Annotated in this window: 13 protein-coding genes and 2 pseudogenes; 6 read left to right on the top strand and 9 right to left on the bottom strand. The window is 71.4% G+C overall.

The window, feature by feature from the left end:
• Positions 1-3: 3 nt before the first annotated feature.
• The 3 genes and pseudogenes from SGLAU_RS21170 to SGLAU_RS21160 all read left to right on the top strand — a co-directional run.
• Positions 4-393: pseudogene (locus SGLAU_RS21170) on the top strand (MFS transporter); the annotation flags it as partial.
• 5 nt (positions 394-398) lie between these two features.
• Positions 399-1,019 carry a TetR/AcrR family transcriptional regulator gene (locus tag SGLAU_RS21165; protein ID WP_208868928.1) on the top strand — a complete coding sequence of 207 codons (621 nt, stop codon included), beginning with the start codon at positions 399-401 and terminating at the stop codon, positions 1,017-1,019.
• A 4-nt stretch (positions 1,020-1,023) separates the two neighbouring features.
• A complete protein-coding gene (locus tag SGLAU_RS21160) occupies positions 1,024-1,755 on the top strand; it encodes a Mut7-C RNAse domain-containing protein (protein ID WP_043503684.1) in 732 nt (243 codons plus the stop codon).
• On the opposite strand, the gene SGLAU_RS21155 is transcribed toward SGLAU_RS21160, so the two are convergent.
• The 6 genes from SGLAU_RS21155 to SGLAU_RS36970 all read right to left on the bottom strand — a co-directional run bounded on the left by SGLAU_RS21155 (position 1,752) and on the right by SGLAU_RS36970 (position 11,839).
• Positions 1,752-4,154 carry a galactose oxidase early set domain-containing protein gene (locus tag SGLAU_RS21155; protein WP_043503682.1) on the bottom strand — a complete coding sequence of 801 codons (2,403 nt, stop codon included), beginning with the start codon at positions 4,152-4,154 and terminating at the stop codon, positions 1,752-1,754. The two genes, SGLAU_RS21160 and SGLAU_RS21155, sit on opposite strands and share 4 nt — an antisense overlap.
• On the bottom strand, positions 4,151-5,320 hold the full coding sequence (locus SGLAU_RS21150; protein WP_043503679.1) for a glycosyltransferase: 1,170 nt from the start codon (positions 5,318-5,320) through the stop codon (positions 4,151-4,153). The genes SGLAU_RS21155 and SGLAU_RS21150 overlap by 4 nt, the downstream gene beginning before the upstream one ends.
• Positions 5,317-6,963: a phospholipid carrier-dependent glycosyltransferase gene (locus SGLAU_RS21145; RefSeq protein ID WP_043503678.1), complete on the bottom strand. Its 1,647-nt coding sequence runs from the start codon at positions 6,961-6,963 to the stop codon at positions 5,317-5,319. The genes SGLAU_RS21150 and SGLAU_RS21145 overlap by 4 nt, the downstream gene beginning before the upstream one ends.
• Positions 6,960-8,222: a glycosyltransferase gene (locus SGLAU_RS21140; RefSeq protein WP_043503677.1), complete on the bottom strand. Its 1,263-nt coding sequence runs from the start codon at positions 8,220-8,222 to the stop codon at positions 6,960-6,962. Before SGLAU_RS21140 ends, SGLAU_RS21145 begins: the two co-directional genes overlap by 4 nt.
• Positions 8,223-8,421: 199 nt before the next feature.
• Entirely contained in the window at positions 8,422-10,461 is a 2,040-nt protein-coding gene (locus SGLAU_RS21135) for a thioredoxin domain-containing protein (RefSeq protein ID WP_043503675.1), read from the bottom strand.
• Complete coding sequence (locus SGLAU_RS36970) at positions 10,439-11,839, bottom strand: recombinase family protein (RefSeq protein ID WP_078957817.1); 1,401 nt, start codon at positions 11,837-11,839, stop codon at positions 10,439-10,441. Before SGLAU_RS36970 ends, SGLAU_RS21135 begins: the two co-directional genes overlap by 23 nt.
• 89 nt (positions 11,840-11,928) lie before the next feature.
• Here SGLAU_RS36970 and SGLAU_RS36965 point away from each other — a divergent pair.
• Positions 11,929-12,475: pseudogene (locus SGLAU_RS36965) on the top strand (hypothetical protein); the annotation flags it as partial.
• 136 nt (positions 12,476-12,611) lie between these two features.
• On the opposite strand, the gene SGLAU_RS21120 reads toward SGLAU_RS36965, so the two are convergent.
• Together SGLAU_RS21120 and mca are read right to left on the bottom strand one after the other, a co-directional pair.
• Positions 12,612-12,854 carry a hypothetical protein gene (locus SGLAU_RS21120; protein ID WP_043503671.1) on the bottom strand — a complete coding sequence of 81 codons (243 nt, stop codon included), beginning with the start codon at positions 12,852-12,854 and terminating at the stop codon, positions 12,612-12,614.
• Positions 12,847-13,728, bottom strand: coding sequence for a mycothiol conjugate amidase Mca (mca, locus tag SGLAU_RS21115; RefSeq protein WP_078957816.1), 882 nt, complete (start codon positions 13,726-13,728; stop codon positions 12,847-12,849). The genes SGLAU_RS21120 and mca overlap by 8 nt, the downstream gene beginning before the upstream one ends.
• Before the next feature lie 203 nt (positions 13,729-13,931).
• Between mca and SGLAU_RS21110 the strand changes: the two genes are divergently transcribed.
• Together SGLAU_RS21110 and greA are read left to right on the top strand one after the other, a co-directional pair.
• Entirely contained in the window at positions 13,932-14,330 is a 399-nt protein-coding gene (locus tag SGLAU_RS21110) for a DUF4307 domain-containing protein (RefSeq protein ID WP_043503668.1), read from the top strand.
• 193 nt (positions 14,331-14,523) lie between these two features.
• Positions 14,524-15,021 carry a transcription elongation factor GreA gene (gene greA / locus SGLAU_RS21105; protein ID WP_043503666.1) on the top strand — a complete coding sequence of 166 codons (498 nt, stop codon included), beginning with the start codon at positions 14,524-14,526 and terminating at the stop codon, positions 15,019-15,021.
• A 160-nt stretch (positions 15,022-15,181) separates the two neighbouring features.
• Here greA and ilvA read toward each other — a convergent pair whose 3' ends face one another.
• Complete coding sequence (gene ilvA, locus SGLAU_RS21100; RefSeq protein WP_043503664.1) at positions 15,182-16,411, bottom strand: threonine ammonia-lyase; 1,230 nt, start codon at positions 16,409-16,411, stop codon at positions 15,182-15,184.
• Positions 16,412-16,472: the final 61 nt, after the last annotated feature.

The raw sequence follows: 16,472 nt of genomic DNA, 5'->3' as shown, positions 1-16,472 counted from the left end.
GGGGCCGCATCGACAGTCACTCGATTCCGAGAGTTTTCGGGACTCCTCATGACGTTGCGCCAGGCCGGCGGGGCGACCGGCATCGCCCTGCTCGGCTCGCTGCTCAGCGGCGCCTTCCGGGACCGGCTCGATGTCGCGGGACTGCCCCCGCAGGCCGCGGACACCGCCGGGGAGTCGGTCGTCGCCGTCCGCCTCGTCGCCGAACGGTCGGGCGCACCCGGGCTGATCGCCTCGGCGAACGGCGCGTACGCGCACGGCACGGCCCTGGTGCTGCTGGTGTGCGCGCTGGCCTCGCTGGTGTCCGCGCTGCTGGTGGCGGGCTTCCTGCCCGGCGCCCGGAGCGCGCCCGCCGCCCCCGACATGGCCACGCCCGCCGCCGATGCCGGACAATGACCCGCATGACGGCCGCACGCACCTCCGCCCCCGCCGACCGCCCCCAGCTGGGACTCCGGGAGCGGAAGAAGATCAGAACCCGTGAGGCGATCCGCGAGGCCACCTACGCGCTGATCGAGGAACAGGGCTACGAGGCCACCACGATCGAGCAGATCGCCGAGCGCGCCGAGGTCTCGCCGTCGACCGTCTTCCGCTACTTCCCGACCAAGGAGGACATCGTCCTCACGGACGAGTACGACCCGCTGCTGCTGGCGGAGCTGCGGGAGCGTCCGGCGGACGAACCCTGGCTGGAGTCGTTGCGGTACGTGCTGCGCAAGGCCGTCGGTTTCGGCGCGCACGAGGACCCGCGGGTGATCAGGCTGCGCACGACGCTGATGACCGAGGTGCCGGCGGTGCGCTCGCGGATGACGGAGAGCATGGCGGCCACCGGCGACCTGCTCGCCGCGGCCATCGCCGAGCGCACCGGGCGCGACCCGGAGAGCCTGGAGGTGCGGGTCTTCGCGATGTCCCTGATCGGCGGGCTGATGGAAGCCACCCGGCACTGGGTGAAGGGCGGCTTCAGCGAGGACTTCGGGGAGCTGGTGGACCGCGCCCTCACCGTCTTCGAACACGGCCTGACATCCTGATCCCGTGAACACAGCGGAGATCCACGTCGAAGTCGCCCCCGAACTGGCCCTGTTCGTGCCGCAGGAGCGCCGCCGCGGCGCGACCCGCCTCGCCACCGACGGCGTCTCCACGCTCGGGCACGTCGTCGAATCCCTCGGGGTGCCGCTCACCGAGGTCGGCGAACTGGTCGTCGACGGACGGCCCGTGCCCACCGGGCACGTCCCCCGGGACGGCGAGCGGGTGGGCGTGCGGGCCGTGACCCGCCCGCAGCGGGTGCCCGGTGCCCCGCTGCGCTTCCTCCTCGACGTGCACCTCGGCACGCTGGCCCGCCGGCTGCGGCTGCTCGGCGTGGACACCGCCTACGAGTCGACGGACATCGGCGACCCCGCCCTCGCCGCCCGCTCGGCCGCCGAGCAGCGGGTCATGCTCAGCCGCGACCGGGGCCTGCTGCGTCGCCGGGAGCTGTGGGCGGGCGCGTTCGTCTACAGCACCCGGCCGGACGAGCAGCTCCAGGACGTCCTGGACCGGTTCCGGCCCGAGCTGCGCCCGTGGACCCGCTGCACCGCCTGCAACGGCCTGCTGAAGGAGGCCACCAAGGAGGAGGTGGCGGACCGGCTGGAGGCCGGCACCCAGCGGACGTACGACGTGTTCGCGCAGTGCGGTGAGTGCGGGCGCGCCTACTGGAAGGGCGCGCACCACGAACAGCTGGAAGCCATCGTGGAGCGCGCCCTGGCCGAGTTCCCGCAGCGCGGCTAACGCCGCCGCAGGTCTCCCTTCCCGCAGGCCACCCCGTCCCTGTCCGGGTCGAGTCGGAGCGGGTCGTCGGCGCCGTTGATCCGCAGGCGGCCGTAGTCGTTGCGCTGGAGCCAGCCGCAGCGGGCGGCGGTCGTCTTCTTCACCTGGGGCGGGAAGGCGGTGGGCACGCAGACGTTGGCGGAGCCGTAGTGCCGGTCGCAGCCGGAGACGGTGGGGGCGACCGGCTGGGAGGCGCGCTTCCTGCCGGGGCGCTGCACCGTGCCTTCGAGCTCGTCCGCGAAGGAGTGGACGTGCGGGGAGGCGCCGGTGGCGCTGAGCGCGGCCGGGCCCTGCAGGTGCACCCACTTCGCCACCGAGGGGACGCCGTTGGCGTCGACCGCGAAGAGCATGTACCAGCCGGGCGGGGCCAGGTTGGGGTTGCTCGTCACGTTCAGGTCGACGTTGTTGCCGTCGACGGACAGCGGCAGGTCCACGAACCGCTGGTTGGGGTCGGAGGAGTGGGTGACGGCGGCCGGGCGGATCAGTTCGGCCTTGGCGATGGGCCGGTCGACGGTGATCCGCTGGGTGTCGCCGTAGGTCCACTCGGTGTCGATCACCGAAGTGATCGTCGGGCGGGGGCCCTTGAACAGGTAGGGCGGGGTGTAGACGGACACGTTGTGGTTCCAGCTCCCGTTGCCCGGGTTGTCACCGGTGGCCATCACCCGGCCGTCGGGCAGCAGGAACGCCGAGGAGTGGTAGCCGTGGGCCTGCGGGTCGACGGCCACCGGGTCGAAGGTGTTCGTCCCCGGGTCGTAGAGGGAGGTCTCGAAGACCGGGTTCGCGCGGTTGTGCAGGGCGCCGCCCGTCTCCAGCACCTTGCCGTCGGGCAGCAGCACCGCGGAGGCGTACATCTTGCCCTGGTCACCGGTCTGCGCGACCTTGCCGTTGCCGAAGTCGACGGTGCCCTGCGGGAGCGGCGGCCCGGCGGTGTACTGCGGGTTCGGCTGCTTCAGGTCGATGACGTCGGTGAGGCGGTTGGCGTCGGGGTTGGAGTCGATGTTGCCCCCGCCGAGGGTGAGCACCTTCTGGTCCTGGGCGGGCGGCAGCAGCACGCTGGCCGACTGGTCGCGTTCGTCCTTCCTCTGCAGGCCGGGCACCTGGGTGATGGTGTTGGCGTCGTAGTCGTAGATCGCGGCGCCGGTGCCGGGGATGTTGTTGCCGAAGACATGGCTGCCGGAGTAGAAGAGCCGGCCGTCCTGCAGGAGGATCATCGACGGGTACAGGCCCCAGAACGACCAGGTCTGCTTGACCTGCCAGGTCGGCAGCCAGCGCTGCTGGGCCTGCGACCAGCGCTCGGCGGTGACCGAGCCGGTGGAGTCCTCCTTCAGCCCGCCGAAGGAGAGCACGTCGCCGTTGCCGAGGACGGTCGCCGACGGGTACCAGTGCCCGTCGTTCATGTCGTTGGTCTTCGTGTACGTCTCGGTCGCGGGGTCGAAGACGTACGAGTCCTTGTACCCCTGGTAGCCGGTCTTCCCGTCCGCCGACGGGTAGCCCTTGTTGCCGCTCATCACCAGCACCCGCCCGTCCTGGAGCTGGACGTGCCCGGCGCAGAACATGTCCTTCGGCGTGGGGATGATCTTGTAGGTGCCGTTCGCCGGGTCGTAGACCGCCGAGGTGAAGGTGCCCGCCCGGAACTTCTCCGGGTCGTTGCCGGAGCCCGCGATGAGCAGGATCCTGCCGTTGTGCAGGACCACCGAGTGCATGGAGCGGACCGGGTTCTGCGCGGGCAGCACCTCCCACCTGCCGTCGGCGCACTGCTGGGCGGTGCCGGTGCACTGCGGCGGCGGCACCGGCTCGGCGACCTGCTCCATGGTGTAGTCGTCGGTGGTGGCCGAGCCGGTGCCGTAGACGGAGACGCCCCAGCTGATGCGGTCGGTGCCGGCCGGGACCTCGGGGGTGCGGACGGACGCCTGGGTCCAGTCCGCCGCAAGCTGGAGCGTCTTCAGGTCGGTCCAGTACTGCCAGCCCGTCGTGGTGTCGTGCCGGAACAGGGTGACGTTGGCGTCCGGCGTGGTCGTCTTGTACCAGAGGGACAGGTCGTACTGCTTGCCGGCGGCGACCACCGGCGCGCAGTCCGCCGACTCGGTGATCAGCGCCTTGCGGTCGCCGTCGGCCCGCCGGGTCAGCTCGACCTTCATCGCCTTGCCGCCGGAGCGGGCGTCGGCCGTCGTGGTGAAGGTGAAGTCGTTGTCGCCCCAGCCGGACTTCTGCCAGCAGTACGGCATGTCACCGGTGCCGGCCGTCTCGAACCCGGGGTTCTTGATGAGGTTGGCGGCGGAGGCGGACTGGGGGGTGGAGAGGAGGAGGCCTCCGGCGAGGCCCATGGCGGCCAGCAGGGCCGTTCTCCGTCGGGATCTCATGCAGTGCTCCTCGCTGTGCGGCTCCTGCGGGGCAGGTAGACCAGCGCCTCGGTACCGGCGAAGCGCAGGACGAACGTGATGACCAGGGCGATGGCCGTCGCGGGCAGCACGGCCAGCCCGAACCGGCCGACCAGCAGCGCGATCAGCGGGATGCGCAGCACCAGGTCGGCGTTGGCGAGCACGGCGAACCGCAGGGTGCGGTCGGCCCAGTGCCGGTGCCGGCGCCGGTCACGGAACAGCAGCTTCTCGATCAGCAGGAAGTTCCAGGCCACACCGAACTGGTTGGCGGCGATCTCCGCGGGCAGGTAGTGCAGGCCCGCCTCGGTCATCGCCCACAGCGCGGCCAGGTTCGGCGCGAAGCCGGTCAGCCCGATCAGCCCGAACACCACCATGCGGGCGAGCGGATCGGCCGTGCGCAGCCCGGCCAGGTGCCGCAGGAAACGCAGCCCTTCCTGAGCCGTGGACTTGGAGGCCCCCGCGAACCGCTCCTGGAAGACGAAGGGCACTTCGCCGACCGTGCGCGGACGGCTGCGCACCGCCAGCTCCAGCAGGATCTTGTAGCCGAGCGGCTTCAGCGCCTCCGCGGTGACATCACCGCGCCGGATCGCGAAGAAACCGCTCATCGGGTCGCTGATGCCGTGCAGCCGGCGGGGGAAGAGGGACTTGGTCAGCCAGGTCGCGCCCCGGGAGACGGCCACCCGGTAGCTGCCGGCGAGCCCGGCGCGGCTGCCGCCCTTGAGGTAGCGGGAGGCGACGACCAGTCCGGCGCCCGCGCGTTCGCCGGTGGCGACCAGCTCGGGGACGAGGGACGGCGGGTGCTGGCAGTCGCCGTCCATGACGACGATCCAGTCCGACCCGGCCGCCTTCATGCCCTCGACGACCGCGCCGCCGAGCCCGCCCACGGGCTCCTCCCGGTGCAGCACGGTCACCGGGAACGGGCAGTCCCGGGCGGCCGCGCGGATCACCTCGGGGGTGTCGTCGGTGGAGTCGTCGACGAAGACGACCTCGCAGGGCAGCCGGGACGGCACCGACTCGGTGATCTGGTGCAGCAGCCGCCGGATGTTCGCCGACTCGTTGAACGTCGGCACGACGATGGTGACGGCGCCCGGTTCGGGGACCTCCGTCGCCGCCACGGCCTCTGCCGGGACGGTGTGGTCCTGGCTCATCGCGTGCCTCCCGGGGTGCCCGTCTGCTGGATGCGCCGGATCTCGATCCGGTCCGCCCCGGTGCCGAAGACGGCGACCGGCGCCGAGTGCTCGATGGCGGCCCGGACGTTGGGCAGGTCGACCGCGTCACGCCGGACCGTCGGCGAGGCGACCACGTAGTCGAGGTCCCGCCAGCCGCGCGGCATGGTCCGGGTCACGGCGGGGTCGAGGTCGGCCTTGTAGAACCAGACGGCGCCGAGTCCGGGTTCGTAGCCCTGGTGGACGAGGTCCAGCCAGAGGGCGTCGTCGACGAGGACGCGGGTGTCCCGCGGGTGCTCCACCTCGGTGCCCAGCCAGCGGGCGGCGGCCCGGTAGGGGGCGTTCGCGTCGGTGGTGACCGCGGTGCGGGCACCCTCGTACCAGCGGGGCACGACCCAGGCGCTCGCCGCGAGCGCGAGCACGGCGGCGACCGCGTACCGGGCGTGCGGCCGGCGTCCCTCGAGGCGCCTCCTGCGCAGCACGGCGTGGGCGACGCTGGCGGTGCCCCCGGCGAGGACCAGGGCGAGGAACGGCAGCGCCTGGATGATGTACATCGCGGGCAGGTAGCCGTCGGGGCGCAGCGCGACCAGGGCGAGGATCGCCACGGTCAGCGCGGGCCCGGCGAGCGCGCGGGCGGTGACCGACCAGCGCCAGGTCAGCAGGAGCAGCAGGGCTCCGGCGAGCCCGCCCAGGGGCAGGACCCGGTCGTAGTACAGCCAGGACCGGAGCACCCCGTGGGAGCCGGAGCCCTCGTCGAGGATGAAGCCCGAGCCGGGCCGGCTCATCTGGTAGGTGATGCCGTCCCACAGCGACACATGGCCCACGCCCGGCAGCAGCTCCCCCTTGAGCAGCGCGAACAACGGGTACGACAGACCGATCAGGGCGCAGGCGGTGATCGCGCCGGTCACCGCGAACTTGCGGGTGTCACGGTGGCTGTGCCGCCACATGGTGAGCAGCAGGGCGGGCAGGACGACGAGCATCGTCTCCTTGGTGAGCACGGCCGTCGCGGCGGCGACGCCCGCACCGAAGTGGTGCCACAGGTGGCGGCTGGGGGAGGCGGCGAGGGCGAACGCGAGCAGCGTCCACATCACGGCCAGGTTGTCGAGGAAGATCTCGCGCTGGAGGACGACCGACAGCGGGGAGAGCCCGAACAGCGCCATGCCGAGTCCGGCGGCCCAGCGGGGCAGGGCGAGACGGCGGCCGACGACGTAGACGAGGACCGCGGCGGCCGCGGAGACCAGCAGCATCGCGGCGCGCATCGTGCCGACGGTCATCGAGTCCGGGCTGAGCAGGGCGGGTATCCAGGTGAGCACGGCTATCTGGATCCAGCCGAGCGGCGGGTGGTCGTACCAGTAGGTGTAGTGGGCGAGACCGCGGCCCTCCTGCACGGCCCAGGCCTGGGCGAGGTAGGTGCCCTCGTCGTCGCTGAGGGTGGGGTAGTCGGCGATGTTCCAGCCCTGGACGACGAGGATCGCCACGAGGAGGAGACCGCACAGCAGGAGGTCGGGACGGGAGGAACGCAGCCGCTGCGGAGGCTGTGTCCGACCGGTCGAACGGAGTGTGGGCGCAGCCGTCCGCTGCGCGGGGACCGTGATGCCGGTCGCCGCGGGAAGGGTGGAGGTCACGCAGGAACGTCCTCTCGGTTCACGTGCGCGAGATGAGCGCCGACATGGCTGGTCAGCTCCCAGTCGCTCCGGCCGCGCTGCTCCCGCCAGACGGCGCGGACGGCGGCCCCGGCGAGGAGCACCTGGTAGAAGGGGCCGCCGACGATCAGCTTCACGTAGTGCACGAAGCGGACGCGCAGCCCGTACTGCTTGCCGAAGTCGTGCAGGCCGACCAGCTCGAAGACGAAGGTGACCAGGGCGGTGACGGCCGGCAGGAAGGTGATGAAGGCGACGCCGACCGGCACGTCCAGGAAGAGCGCGACGGCCACGTTGAGCGGGATGACCACCCCGGAGACCGCCTGGAGGTACGGCGTCATCAGCGTGTAGCGGGCGAGCAGCCGCTGCCCGAACGTGGGCAGCTGCTTCCAGTCCCGCTTCCGGTAGACCTGGAGGAAGCCCTGGTTCCAGCGGGTGCGCTGCTTCAGCAGGCTGATCAGCGAGCCGGGGGTCTCCTCGCGGGTGACCATCTCGGAGTCGTAGGCGACGACGACCTTCTTGCCGGCACTGGACAGCCGGACACCCAGGTCGCAGTCCTCGGCCAGGCAGTTCGGGTCCCAGCCGCCCGCCTCGCGCAGTACGTCGGTGCGGACGAACACGGTGTTGCCGCCGAGAGGGATGAACCCCTTCTGCGCGTGCAGGTGCAGCCGCGAACGGAACCAGAAGAAGTACTCCAGGCAGTTGCGCAGGCTGTACCAGCTGGAGTGGAAGTTGATCAGCTGCACCCCGCCCTGGACGACGTCCGCGCCGGTCGCGCGGAAGGCGTGGTCCACGTGGGCGAGCAGGTCCGGGTGGACCTGGTCCTCGGCGTCGAAGACCCCGACGACATCGCCGCGGCAGTGCGGCAGCGCCGTGTTCATCGCCTTCGGCTTGTTCTTCTTCTCGTGGGTGTCGACGACGACCCGCACCCGCGGGTCCCGCGCGGCGGCCGCGTGCGCCACCCCGGCGGTCTCCGGGTCGTCGTGCCCGACGATCACGATGATCTCGAAGTCGGCGTGCGCGGACTCCAGCAGGCGCTGGATGGTGTGGTCCAGCACCGCCTGCTCGTGCCGGGCCGGAAGGAGCAGCGAGAACGACAGCTGCTCGGCCCCGTCCGGACGGCTGAACCGGGTGGAGGCCAGCACCTCGGGCGTGCGCCACGCGTGCATCTGCCACCACAGCGTGAACGCCGCCATCCAGAACAGGGCCAGTGAAACGGCAGCGATGAAGACAGACGTCAGCAAACAGATCCCCCCAGATCCTGAAAACCCCCCACACACGCGACGGACGGCCGGGGCCGTCACCGTCGCGGCATGTGCAGAGACTAGGGGGGAACCGTGAAGCGCGGGGGCGGTTCCGATAAAAAGCCTGTTTCGGCGCGGTGCGGTGCCTAGCGGGATCTAACCGAACACCTGCTCAACTATCGATCATTTCAGACAGCGCTCACCGCCCCGAGAGCGCGGTGCGCAGCCGCTCCGGATCGGTCGTCGGGGCGTCGCAGGTGAAGTTACGGCAGACGTACGCCGTCGGCTCACCCCCGCTCAGCGGCCGGTCCGCGAGCAGCGGGAACTCGTCGCCGCCCACCGGGCCGTACGCGACGACCGCACCCGGCGCCGTCCCCAGCAGAGCCGTACGGTGCAGCTCCCGGGCCGCCGCGTCGTCGAACGCGGGACCCACCACCGCCACCTCCCGCGGCCCGTCCAGCAGCGCCTCGGCGACCGCGAGCCCCCAGCCGATGAACCGCGGCACCCGCGGCCCGAGCACCCGCACCACCCCCAGCGCCCGCTCGGCGGCGGTGCGGTGGGCCTCCGAACCGGTCTGCGCCGCATAGCTCAGCAGCGCCCCCGCGGCGGCCGTCCAGCCGGACGGGGCGGCGTTGTCGGTCGGGTCCTGCGGCCTGCGGATCAGCCGCTCGGCGTCGGCGGCCGTGTCGAACAGCGCCCCGGACTCCTCGTCGGCGAACCGCACGAGCACGTGGTCGAGCAGCAGCCCCGCGAAGTCCAGCCACACCCCCTCCCCCGTCACGGACGCCAGCGCCAGGAACCCCTCGGCGACGTCCCCGTAGTCCTCCAGGACTCCCGCGTGGGCACCGGCCCGGCCGTCCTTGCTCGTACGCGCCAGCCGGCCCTGCTCGTCGAGGTGCACCCGGACCAGCAGATCGGCGGCGGCGAGGGCGGCGTCGACAAGGTCCGGGCGGTCGAAGTAGGCGCCGGTCTCGGCGAGCGCGGCGATCGCCAGGCCGTTCCAGGCGGCCACGACCTTGTCGTCCCGGCCGGGAGCGGCCCGCTCGGCACGGGCCCGCAGCAGCCGCTGCCGCACGTCCGCCACCCGAGCCGCGTCAAAGACGCCCTCCTGCTGCGGAAGCTGGAGCACGGAGGCCCCCTCCTCGAAGGTCCCCTCCTCGGTCACCCCGAAGTACTGCGCGGCGAGCCGGGCGTCCTCCTCACCGAGGACGGCGCGCAACTGCTCCGGGGTCCAGACGTAGTACGCGCCCTCGACGTGCCGTCCGGTCCCGTCGTCGCTGTCGGCGTCGAGCGCGGAGGCGAACCCGCCCTCGGGCGTGCGCAGTTCGCGCACCAGGAAGTCGGCCGTCTCCAGCGCGACGCGCCGCGCCCGCTCCGAGCCGGTGGCCCGCCACAGGTGCGCGTAGACCCGGCACAGCAGCGCGTTGTCGTACAGCATCTTCTCGAAGTGCGGCACCACCCAGTCCCGGTCCACCGAGTAGCGCGCGAACCCGCCCCCGAGCTGGTCGTAGATCCCGCCCCGGGCCATCCGCTCACAGGTGTCCGCCGCCATCTGCAACGCACCCTCGGAGCCCGTCCGCGCCGCGTGCCGCAGCAGGAACTCGAGCACCATGGACGGCGGGAACTTCGGCGCCCCGCCGAACCCGCCGCGCTGCGGGTCGTACTCCCGGGTCAGCCCGAGGAGCGCCTGCGCCAGCTCCTGCTCCCCCGGCACCTGCTTCCCGGCGCCGTAGTCGATCTCCCGCCCGGCGAGGTCCCGCACGATCTTGCCCGCGACGTCGGCGACCTCCTCGCGCCGGTCGTCCCAGGCCAGCCGCACCCCCTCCAGCACCTGCCGGAACGACGGCATGCCGTGCCGGGGCGCGGGCGGGAAGTACGTCCCGAAGTAGAACGGCTCGGCGTCCGGTGTCAGGAACACCGTCATCGGCCACCCGCCCTGTCCGGTGGCGGCCTGCACGGCCTCCATGTAGACGGCGTCCACGTCGGGGCGTTCCTCGCGGTCGACCTTGATGTTCACGAAGTGCTCGTTCATGTACCCGGCGACCGCTTCGTCCTCGAAGCTTTCCTTGGCGAGCACATGGCACCAGTGGCAACTCGAGTAGCCCACGCTCAAGTGCACCGGCACGTCCCGCCGCCTCGCCTCCTCGAACGCCTCCTCGGACCACGGCCACCAGTCGACGGGGTTGTCCGCGTGCTGGAGCAGATAGGGAGAGGTCTCATGGGCCAGTCGGTTCGCCATGCTTCCCATCCTGCCCGACGGGCCCCTGCCCGTCTCCTGGCGGCTCGCTGTCAGCCATCAGCCCGGCCAGTCCAACTCGATCCGCGCATCGCCATACGGGTTCCACCCGGGACGGATCCCATGCCTGCTTCCCTTTCACTCCAGGACGGACCAGGCAGCAGATGAGGGCCGAGGCGATGGCCTGCCTCCTCTCCTCCAGCGGCAGGCCCCCTGACACCCAGCGGATGCGCACGGACTCCGGCAGGCCGGTAACACCCGGAGTTCCGGACAGCAGCAGTCGCTCCACCGCCTCGTCGGCCAATGGCCCGCTGATGCTGCAGCGTCTGCAGTCACGGCAGGAGTAGACGTACGGGCTTCTCGCGCTCCTGCCCTGCTGAGCGCACAGTGCCCCATGGCAGAGGCTGCCTTCGGACCGCTCCCTCGCACAACGCAGTAGTCCTGTTGCGAGATGGCGGGGTCCCGGTCGATACCCTGTGAGCCTAGGTGCGCCGCTGCCCCGATGCAGGTACAGGCTCCCCGCCGAGAAGGTCGCGCATACGGCCTGCCACTGCTCGGGCGTCACGATCGGCTCCCACTGCCCGAGCACCGGCCGTCCCCCCTCGGGTTCGAGCAGTAGTTGCCCTCTATTGGCGCGATAGCCACACACCCTGGGCGCGGTCATGATCTGCGTGACCGTCTGCGCGTTGGGTCGGCCGCCCCGGGTCCCTGTGACACCGAGAGCACACCAGTCACGTGCGATGGCACGAACCGCTTTTCCGGCGGTGCGGTCCGCGATCGACTGCTCGACCAAGGACGCCTCGTCGGGACGGAGCCGAATGCGGTCCTCCTGCCAGCCGAAGGGACGCGGCCCGCTGTGGGGCACTCCCTCCACGGCTCGCGCCCAGTGCCAGTTCGTCAGTCGACGACTTCTGACGCTGGTCTCCGTGAGCGCTGCCTGCAGTGAGCGTGCGGCCTGCATCAGACCGTCGAGGGAGTACGGATCCCGCACCCCCAGCGGATCGAGATGGAGACGGCCCGGCCGACTGGTCAGCGCCACGAGGTAGCGGGCTAGGTCTTCCGGTCGGCGATACAACCGGTCGTCCGCGACACAGACGACACCACCGATCACCTGACCCTGCTCTGTGTGACCGCGCGCCAGGTCCCCCAGCAGCCGCTCGAACCCCGGACGCGCGACGCCCGGTTTCGAAGCGCTGCGGCCGTTGTCGGCGTACACAGCCACGATGTGGCAGGCGTGCTCACGGGCAACTCGTTCGTTGATCAGAAGTTGATGGCGCACTCCGTGTCCGTCCCTTTGACGGACATCCTCGGAGGTGCGCGCATAGGACGCGACAGGGATCAACGCCGCGGTCCGCTCTTCACCGACGCCGCTCCTGCCCATCAGCCCCCCGTTCGAAAATCAGCCCGACCCTCACTAGAACGATCGAGACCCCCCAAGGTCACTGCGGAGTGAACGGGGGCCGCTGTCTCGCGGGGCTGATCGACCACGTCCGCGGCAACCGCAACCGCCTGCACGACCTGGTCCGCGTCCTCGCACACACCCAGTTGCTCGACGAGGAGGACCCGGTGGAGCGCGGCGCGCAGGAGCCGCTGAACGTGCACGCAGCTGGCCGACTCGGTGCTGCGTCCGGTCGATGGCCATACGCCGACCGCTCGGACCGGTTCGCCCCGGACGGTTTCACCTCACTGGACAAGGCGCTGCGTCGGCTGGACGACGGCGTCCGACCTCATCACAACGGCGCGCGGAAGGCGTGGACCAGGCGCAGCGCTGCACGCACTGGGCGCGCTTTGCGATTACTCCCTGCTACGCGGTGACCTGTACGGCGGGCGAGATCAGCGATCTGGCACAGGCCGTGGACGAGGGGCCGCTGATCGGGTCGGTGCTGGGCGTACAGGTATTGCAGCCCGGCAACAGGGCGAGCCGCACCGGACGCGGCGACGCTACGTCGGGGGACCTGTACCGGGAGGCGCACAATGACGCGGGCCCGCGCGGGTGCCGTGCTCGCTCGGCATCACCCGCACCACGGGCACGGCGGCGGGCCGCCACGCCCCGGAGGTGAGGGGCGTGGCGGTGCCGGCGGCGTGGTGCGGGCGCGGCGGGCGCCGTATCCGCGGTGCGGGCGTGGTGGTGTCGCGTGCCCCGCCCGGGCGGGTCAGGCCTTGTCGGTCTTGGCCGTGGCGGCCGCGGTCTCGGCGCCGGCCGCCGGGGTCTCCTCGAAGTCGACCTTGCCCATGTGCCGGTTCATCGACTTCATCAGCGCCCAGACGGCCAGGCCCATCACCGCGAAGACGATGAAGCCGAGGACACCGGGGGTGACCTTGTCCTTGTCGAACTCCTTGGCGATGGTCACGAAGTGCGTCATGGCCATGCTTGTGCTTGGGGTCATGTCAGACATTGTCCCGGATGCCCGCGAAGAGGTCGTCCTCGGGGAGGGAGGTGGCGACGAGGGACTTCGCCAGCTCGTACTCCTCGGTGGGCCAGACCTCCTTCTGGAGCTCCAGCGGCACGCGGAACCAGCCGCCGTCGGGGTCGATCTGGGTGCGGTGCGCGATCAGTGCCTTGTCGCGGATCTCGAAGAAGTCCGCGCACGGCACGTAGGTGGTCAGGGTGCGGTCCTTGTGGCCGGAGTCGTCCCAGCGCTTGAGCCACTCCCCGTAGGGGGAGTCCAGGCCGCGGTCGAGCATCGCCTGGTGCAGGGCCTCGGTGCGGGGGCGGTTGAAGCCCTGGTTGTAGTAGACCTTCAGCGGCTGGTAGGCGGGGCCGTACTCGGCCTCCGGGTACTTCTCGGTGTCGGCCGCGCCCTCGAAGGCCACCATCGTGATCTTGTGGGTCATGATGTGGTCGGGGTGCGGGTAGCCGCCGTTCTCGTCGTAGGTGGTGATCACCTGGGGGCGGAAGGAGCGGATCTTCCGCACCAGCTCGCCGGCCGCGTGGTCGACGTCCTCCAGGGCGAAGCAGCCCTCGGGCAGCGGGGGCAGCGGGTCGCCCTCGGGCAGGCCGGAGTCGACGAAGCCGAGCCACTCCTGCTTGACGCCGAGGATCTCCCGGGCCTCGTCCATCTCCTTGCGGCGGACCTCGTGGATGTTGTCCTCGATGTACTTGTCGCCCTGGAGCTTCGGGTTGAGGATGGAGCCGCGCTCCCCGCCCGTGCAGGTCACCACGAGCACGTCCACCCCCTCGGACACGTACTTCGCCATGGTGGCCGCGCCCTTGCTCGACTCGTCGTCGGGGTGGGCGTGCACGGCCATCAGTCGCAGCTGCTCAGTCAAGACTCAATCCTCGGTCGTTGTGTCGCGCCCGGCGGACCGGGCGCGGTTCGTGGGTCTCGTCCCGCGGGGACGTCGTGAGGGGTGCCGGTCGGGTGACGCGTGGGCGGCTTCTATAGTGACCGAATCGGAGGGCCAATCATTCCGGGATGACGGCACCGGGGCTTGTTTCGGGACGTTCGTCCCGCCCGGTCGAGAGGACGATCATGAGTTCGGCGAGTACGCGACCGCCCGAGGGGCGCTACGGCCGTTCCTCGGACGCCCGCACGGACCGCACCCTCAAGGTCGTCGGCGGGGTTCTCGGCGCGGTCCTGCTCGTCCTGATCGCGTTCTTCGCGTACCACTACGTCGGCCAGAACAAGATCAGCGCCGAGGTGATCAGCTTCGACCTGCGGGACGACGCGGTGGCGGTGGAGCTGCAGGTCGAGAAGGACGCCGGCGCCTCCGGCTACTGCACGGTGCGCTCCCGCGCGGAGGACGGCGCCGAGGTGGGCCGCGCGGACTTCCGCTTCGACGGGGACGCCACCCGGATCACCCGGGTCGTCACGCTGCGCACCACCGCGCCCGGCACCACGGCCGAGCTGCTGGGCTGCCACGCGGACTGAGCGCGACACCGCGCTGCGACCCGGGGACCGCCCGGAATATCGGCCCACTGACCTGCGTTGAAGCGGAATTAGTGAGTTATGTCCTCCCCGTTCCGTCCTTGAATTGTTAGGCTCGTGGTTTCGCCCACCTCTGAAGGAACATGCTTCCGGGTAGGGCGATGCTTTGTATTCCCAGTACCGACGAGGAGCACCTGTGACCCAGACCAGCGAGAACGTCACCTGGCTGACCCAGGAGGCGTACGACAAGCTCAAGGAAGAGCTTGAGTACCTGTCTGGTCCCGCGCGCACCGAGATCGCGGCCAAGATCGCCGCGGCGCGTGAGGAGGGCGACCTGCGGGAGAACGGCGGGTACCACGCGGCCAAGGAGGAGCAGGGCAAGCAGGAGCTCCGCGTGCGCCAGCTGACCCAGCTCCTGGAGAACGCCAAGGTGGGTGAGGCTCCCGCGGCCGAGGGCGTGGTCGCGCCCGGCATGGTCGTGACGATCGCCTTCGACGGCGACGAGGACGACACGCTGACCTTCCTGCTCGCCTCCCGGGAGTACGCGAGCGAGGAGATCGAGACCTACTCGCCGCAGTCCCCGCTGGGCACCGGCGTCAACGGCAAGAAGGTCGGCGAGGACGCGGAGTACGAGCTGCCCAACGGCAAGAAGGCCTCGGTGAGGATCCTGAAGGCCGAGCCGTACGCCGGCTGACCCGCCGCCGTCACGCTCCGCCGCGCCCCCGGTGCCACGTCGCACCGGGGGCGCGGCCGTACCGCGCGCCGCTCCGCCGTACCCCGGCGCTCCGCCGTTCCCCGGCACTCCGCCGTTCCCCGGCGCTCGGCCGGGCCCCGGCGGTGCCGGTGCGGCGCGGTCAGCCGATGACCGTGTAGCCCGCCGCGCGCAGCGCCTCGCCCACCTCGGCGCAGTGGGCCGGGCCCTTCGTCTCCAGGTGCAGCTCCACCTCCGCCTCCGTGAGCCCGAGCCGTGGATCGGTCCGGACGTGGCTCACGTCGAGGACGTTGGCGTCGGCCAGCGACAGCACCCCCAGCAGCGTCGCCAGCGCCCCCGGGCGGTCCGTCAGGCGCAGCCGGACGGCGAGGTAGCGGCCCTGCGCGGCCATGCCGTGCCGCAGCACGCGCTGCATCAGCACGGGGTCGACGTTGCCGCCCGACAGCACCGCCACCACCGGCCCCTCGAACGAGCCGGGGTCGCTCAGCAGGGCCGCGACCGGGCTCGCCCCGGCCGGCTCCACGACCAGTTTCGCCCGCTCCAGGCAGAGCAGCAGCGCGGTGGACAGCTCGTCCTCGGTGACCGTGCGGACCTCGTCGACCAGCGCGCCGACGAGCGCGAACGGCACGTCGCCGGGCCGGCCGACCTTGATGCCGTCGGCCATCGTCACCGGGTTCTCGACCGGGACCGGGCGCCCGGCCGCGAGCGAGGGCGGGTAGGCCGCCGCGCCCGCCGCCTGCACGCCGATGATGCGCACGTCCGGCCGCAGTGCCTTCACCGCGACCGCGATGCCCGCCGCGAGCCCGCCGCCGCCGATGCCGACGACGACGGTGCGCACCTCCGGGCACTGCTCCAGGATCTCCAGGCCGACCGTGCCCTGGCCCGCGATGACGTCGGGGTGGTCGAAGGGGTGGATGAACACCGCGCCGGTGCGGGTCGCGTACTCCTGGGCGGCGGCCAGCGTCTCGTCGACCACGTGGCCGTGCAGGCGCACCTCGGCGCCGTACTCCCGGGTCGCGCTGATCTTCGGCAGCGGGGCGCCCTTCGGCATGAACACCGTCGCCCGCACCCCGAGCAGCGCCGACGCGAGCGCCACCCCCTGCGCGTGGTTGCCCGCGCTCGCGGCGACCACCCCGGCTGCCCGCTCCTCGGGCAGCAGCCCGGCGATCCGCACGTAGGCGCCGCGCAGCTTGAACGAACCCGTCCGCTGGAGGTTCTCGCACTTGAGGTGGACCGGTGCGCCGACCAGCTGGGTGAGGTGGCGGCTGCCTTCCATGGCCGTCACCCGGGCGATCTCCGTGAGCATCTTCTGGGCACCGAGTACGTCGTCGAGGGTGACGGTCCGAAGGGGGTCGGCGGTGCGGTGGCTCATGGTTCAAGCATCGCAGTTCACGGGCGGGACGCCGGGGTGTGACCAACCTCCGAGACGGGTT

Source organism: Streptomyces glaucescens, from assembly GCF_000761215.1.
Classification (GTDB): domain Bacteria; phylum Actinomycetota; class Actinomycetes; order Streptomycetales; family Streptomycetaceae; genus Streptomyces; species Streptomyces glaucescens_B.
Note: the sequence above shows the minus strand (reverse complement) of the source record. Positions and strands in the feature narration are given on the sequence as shown.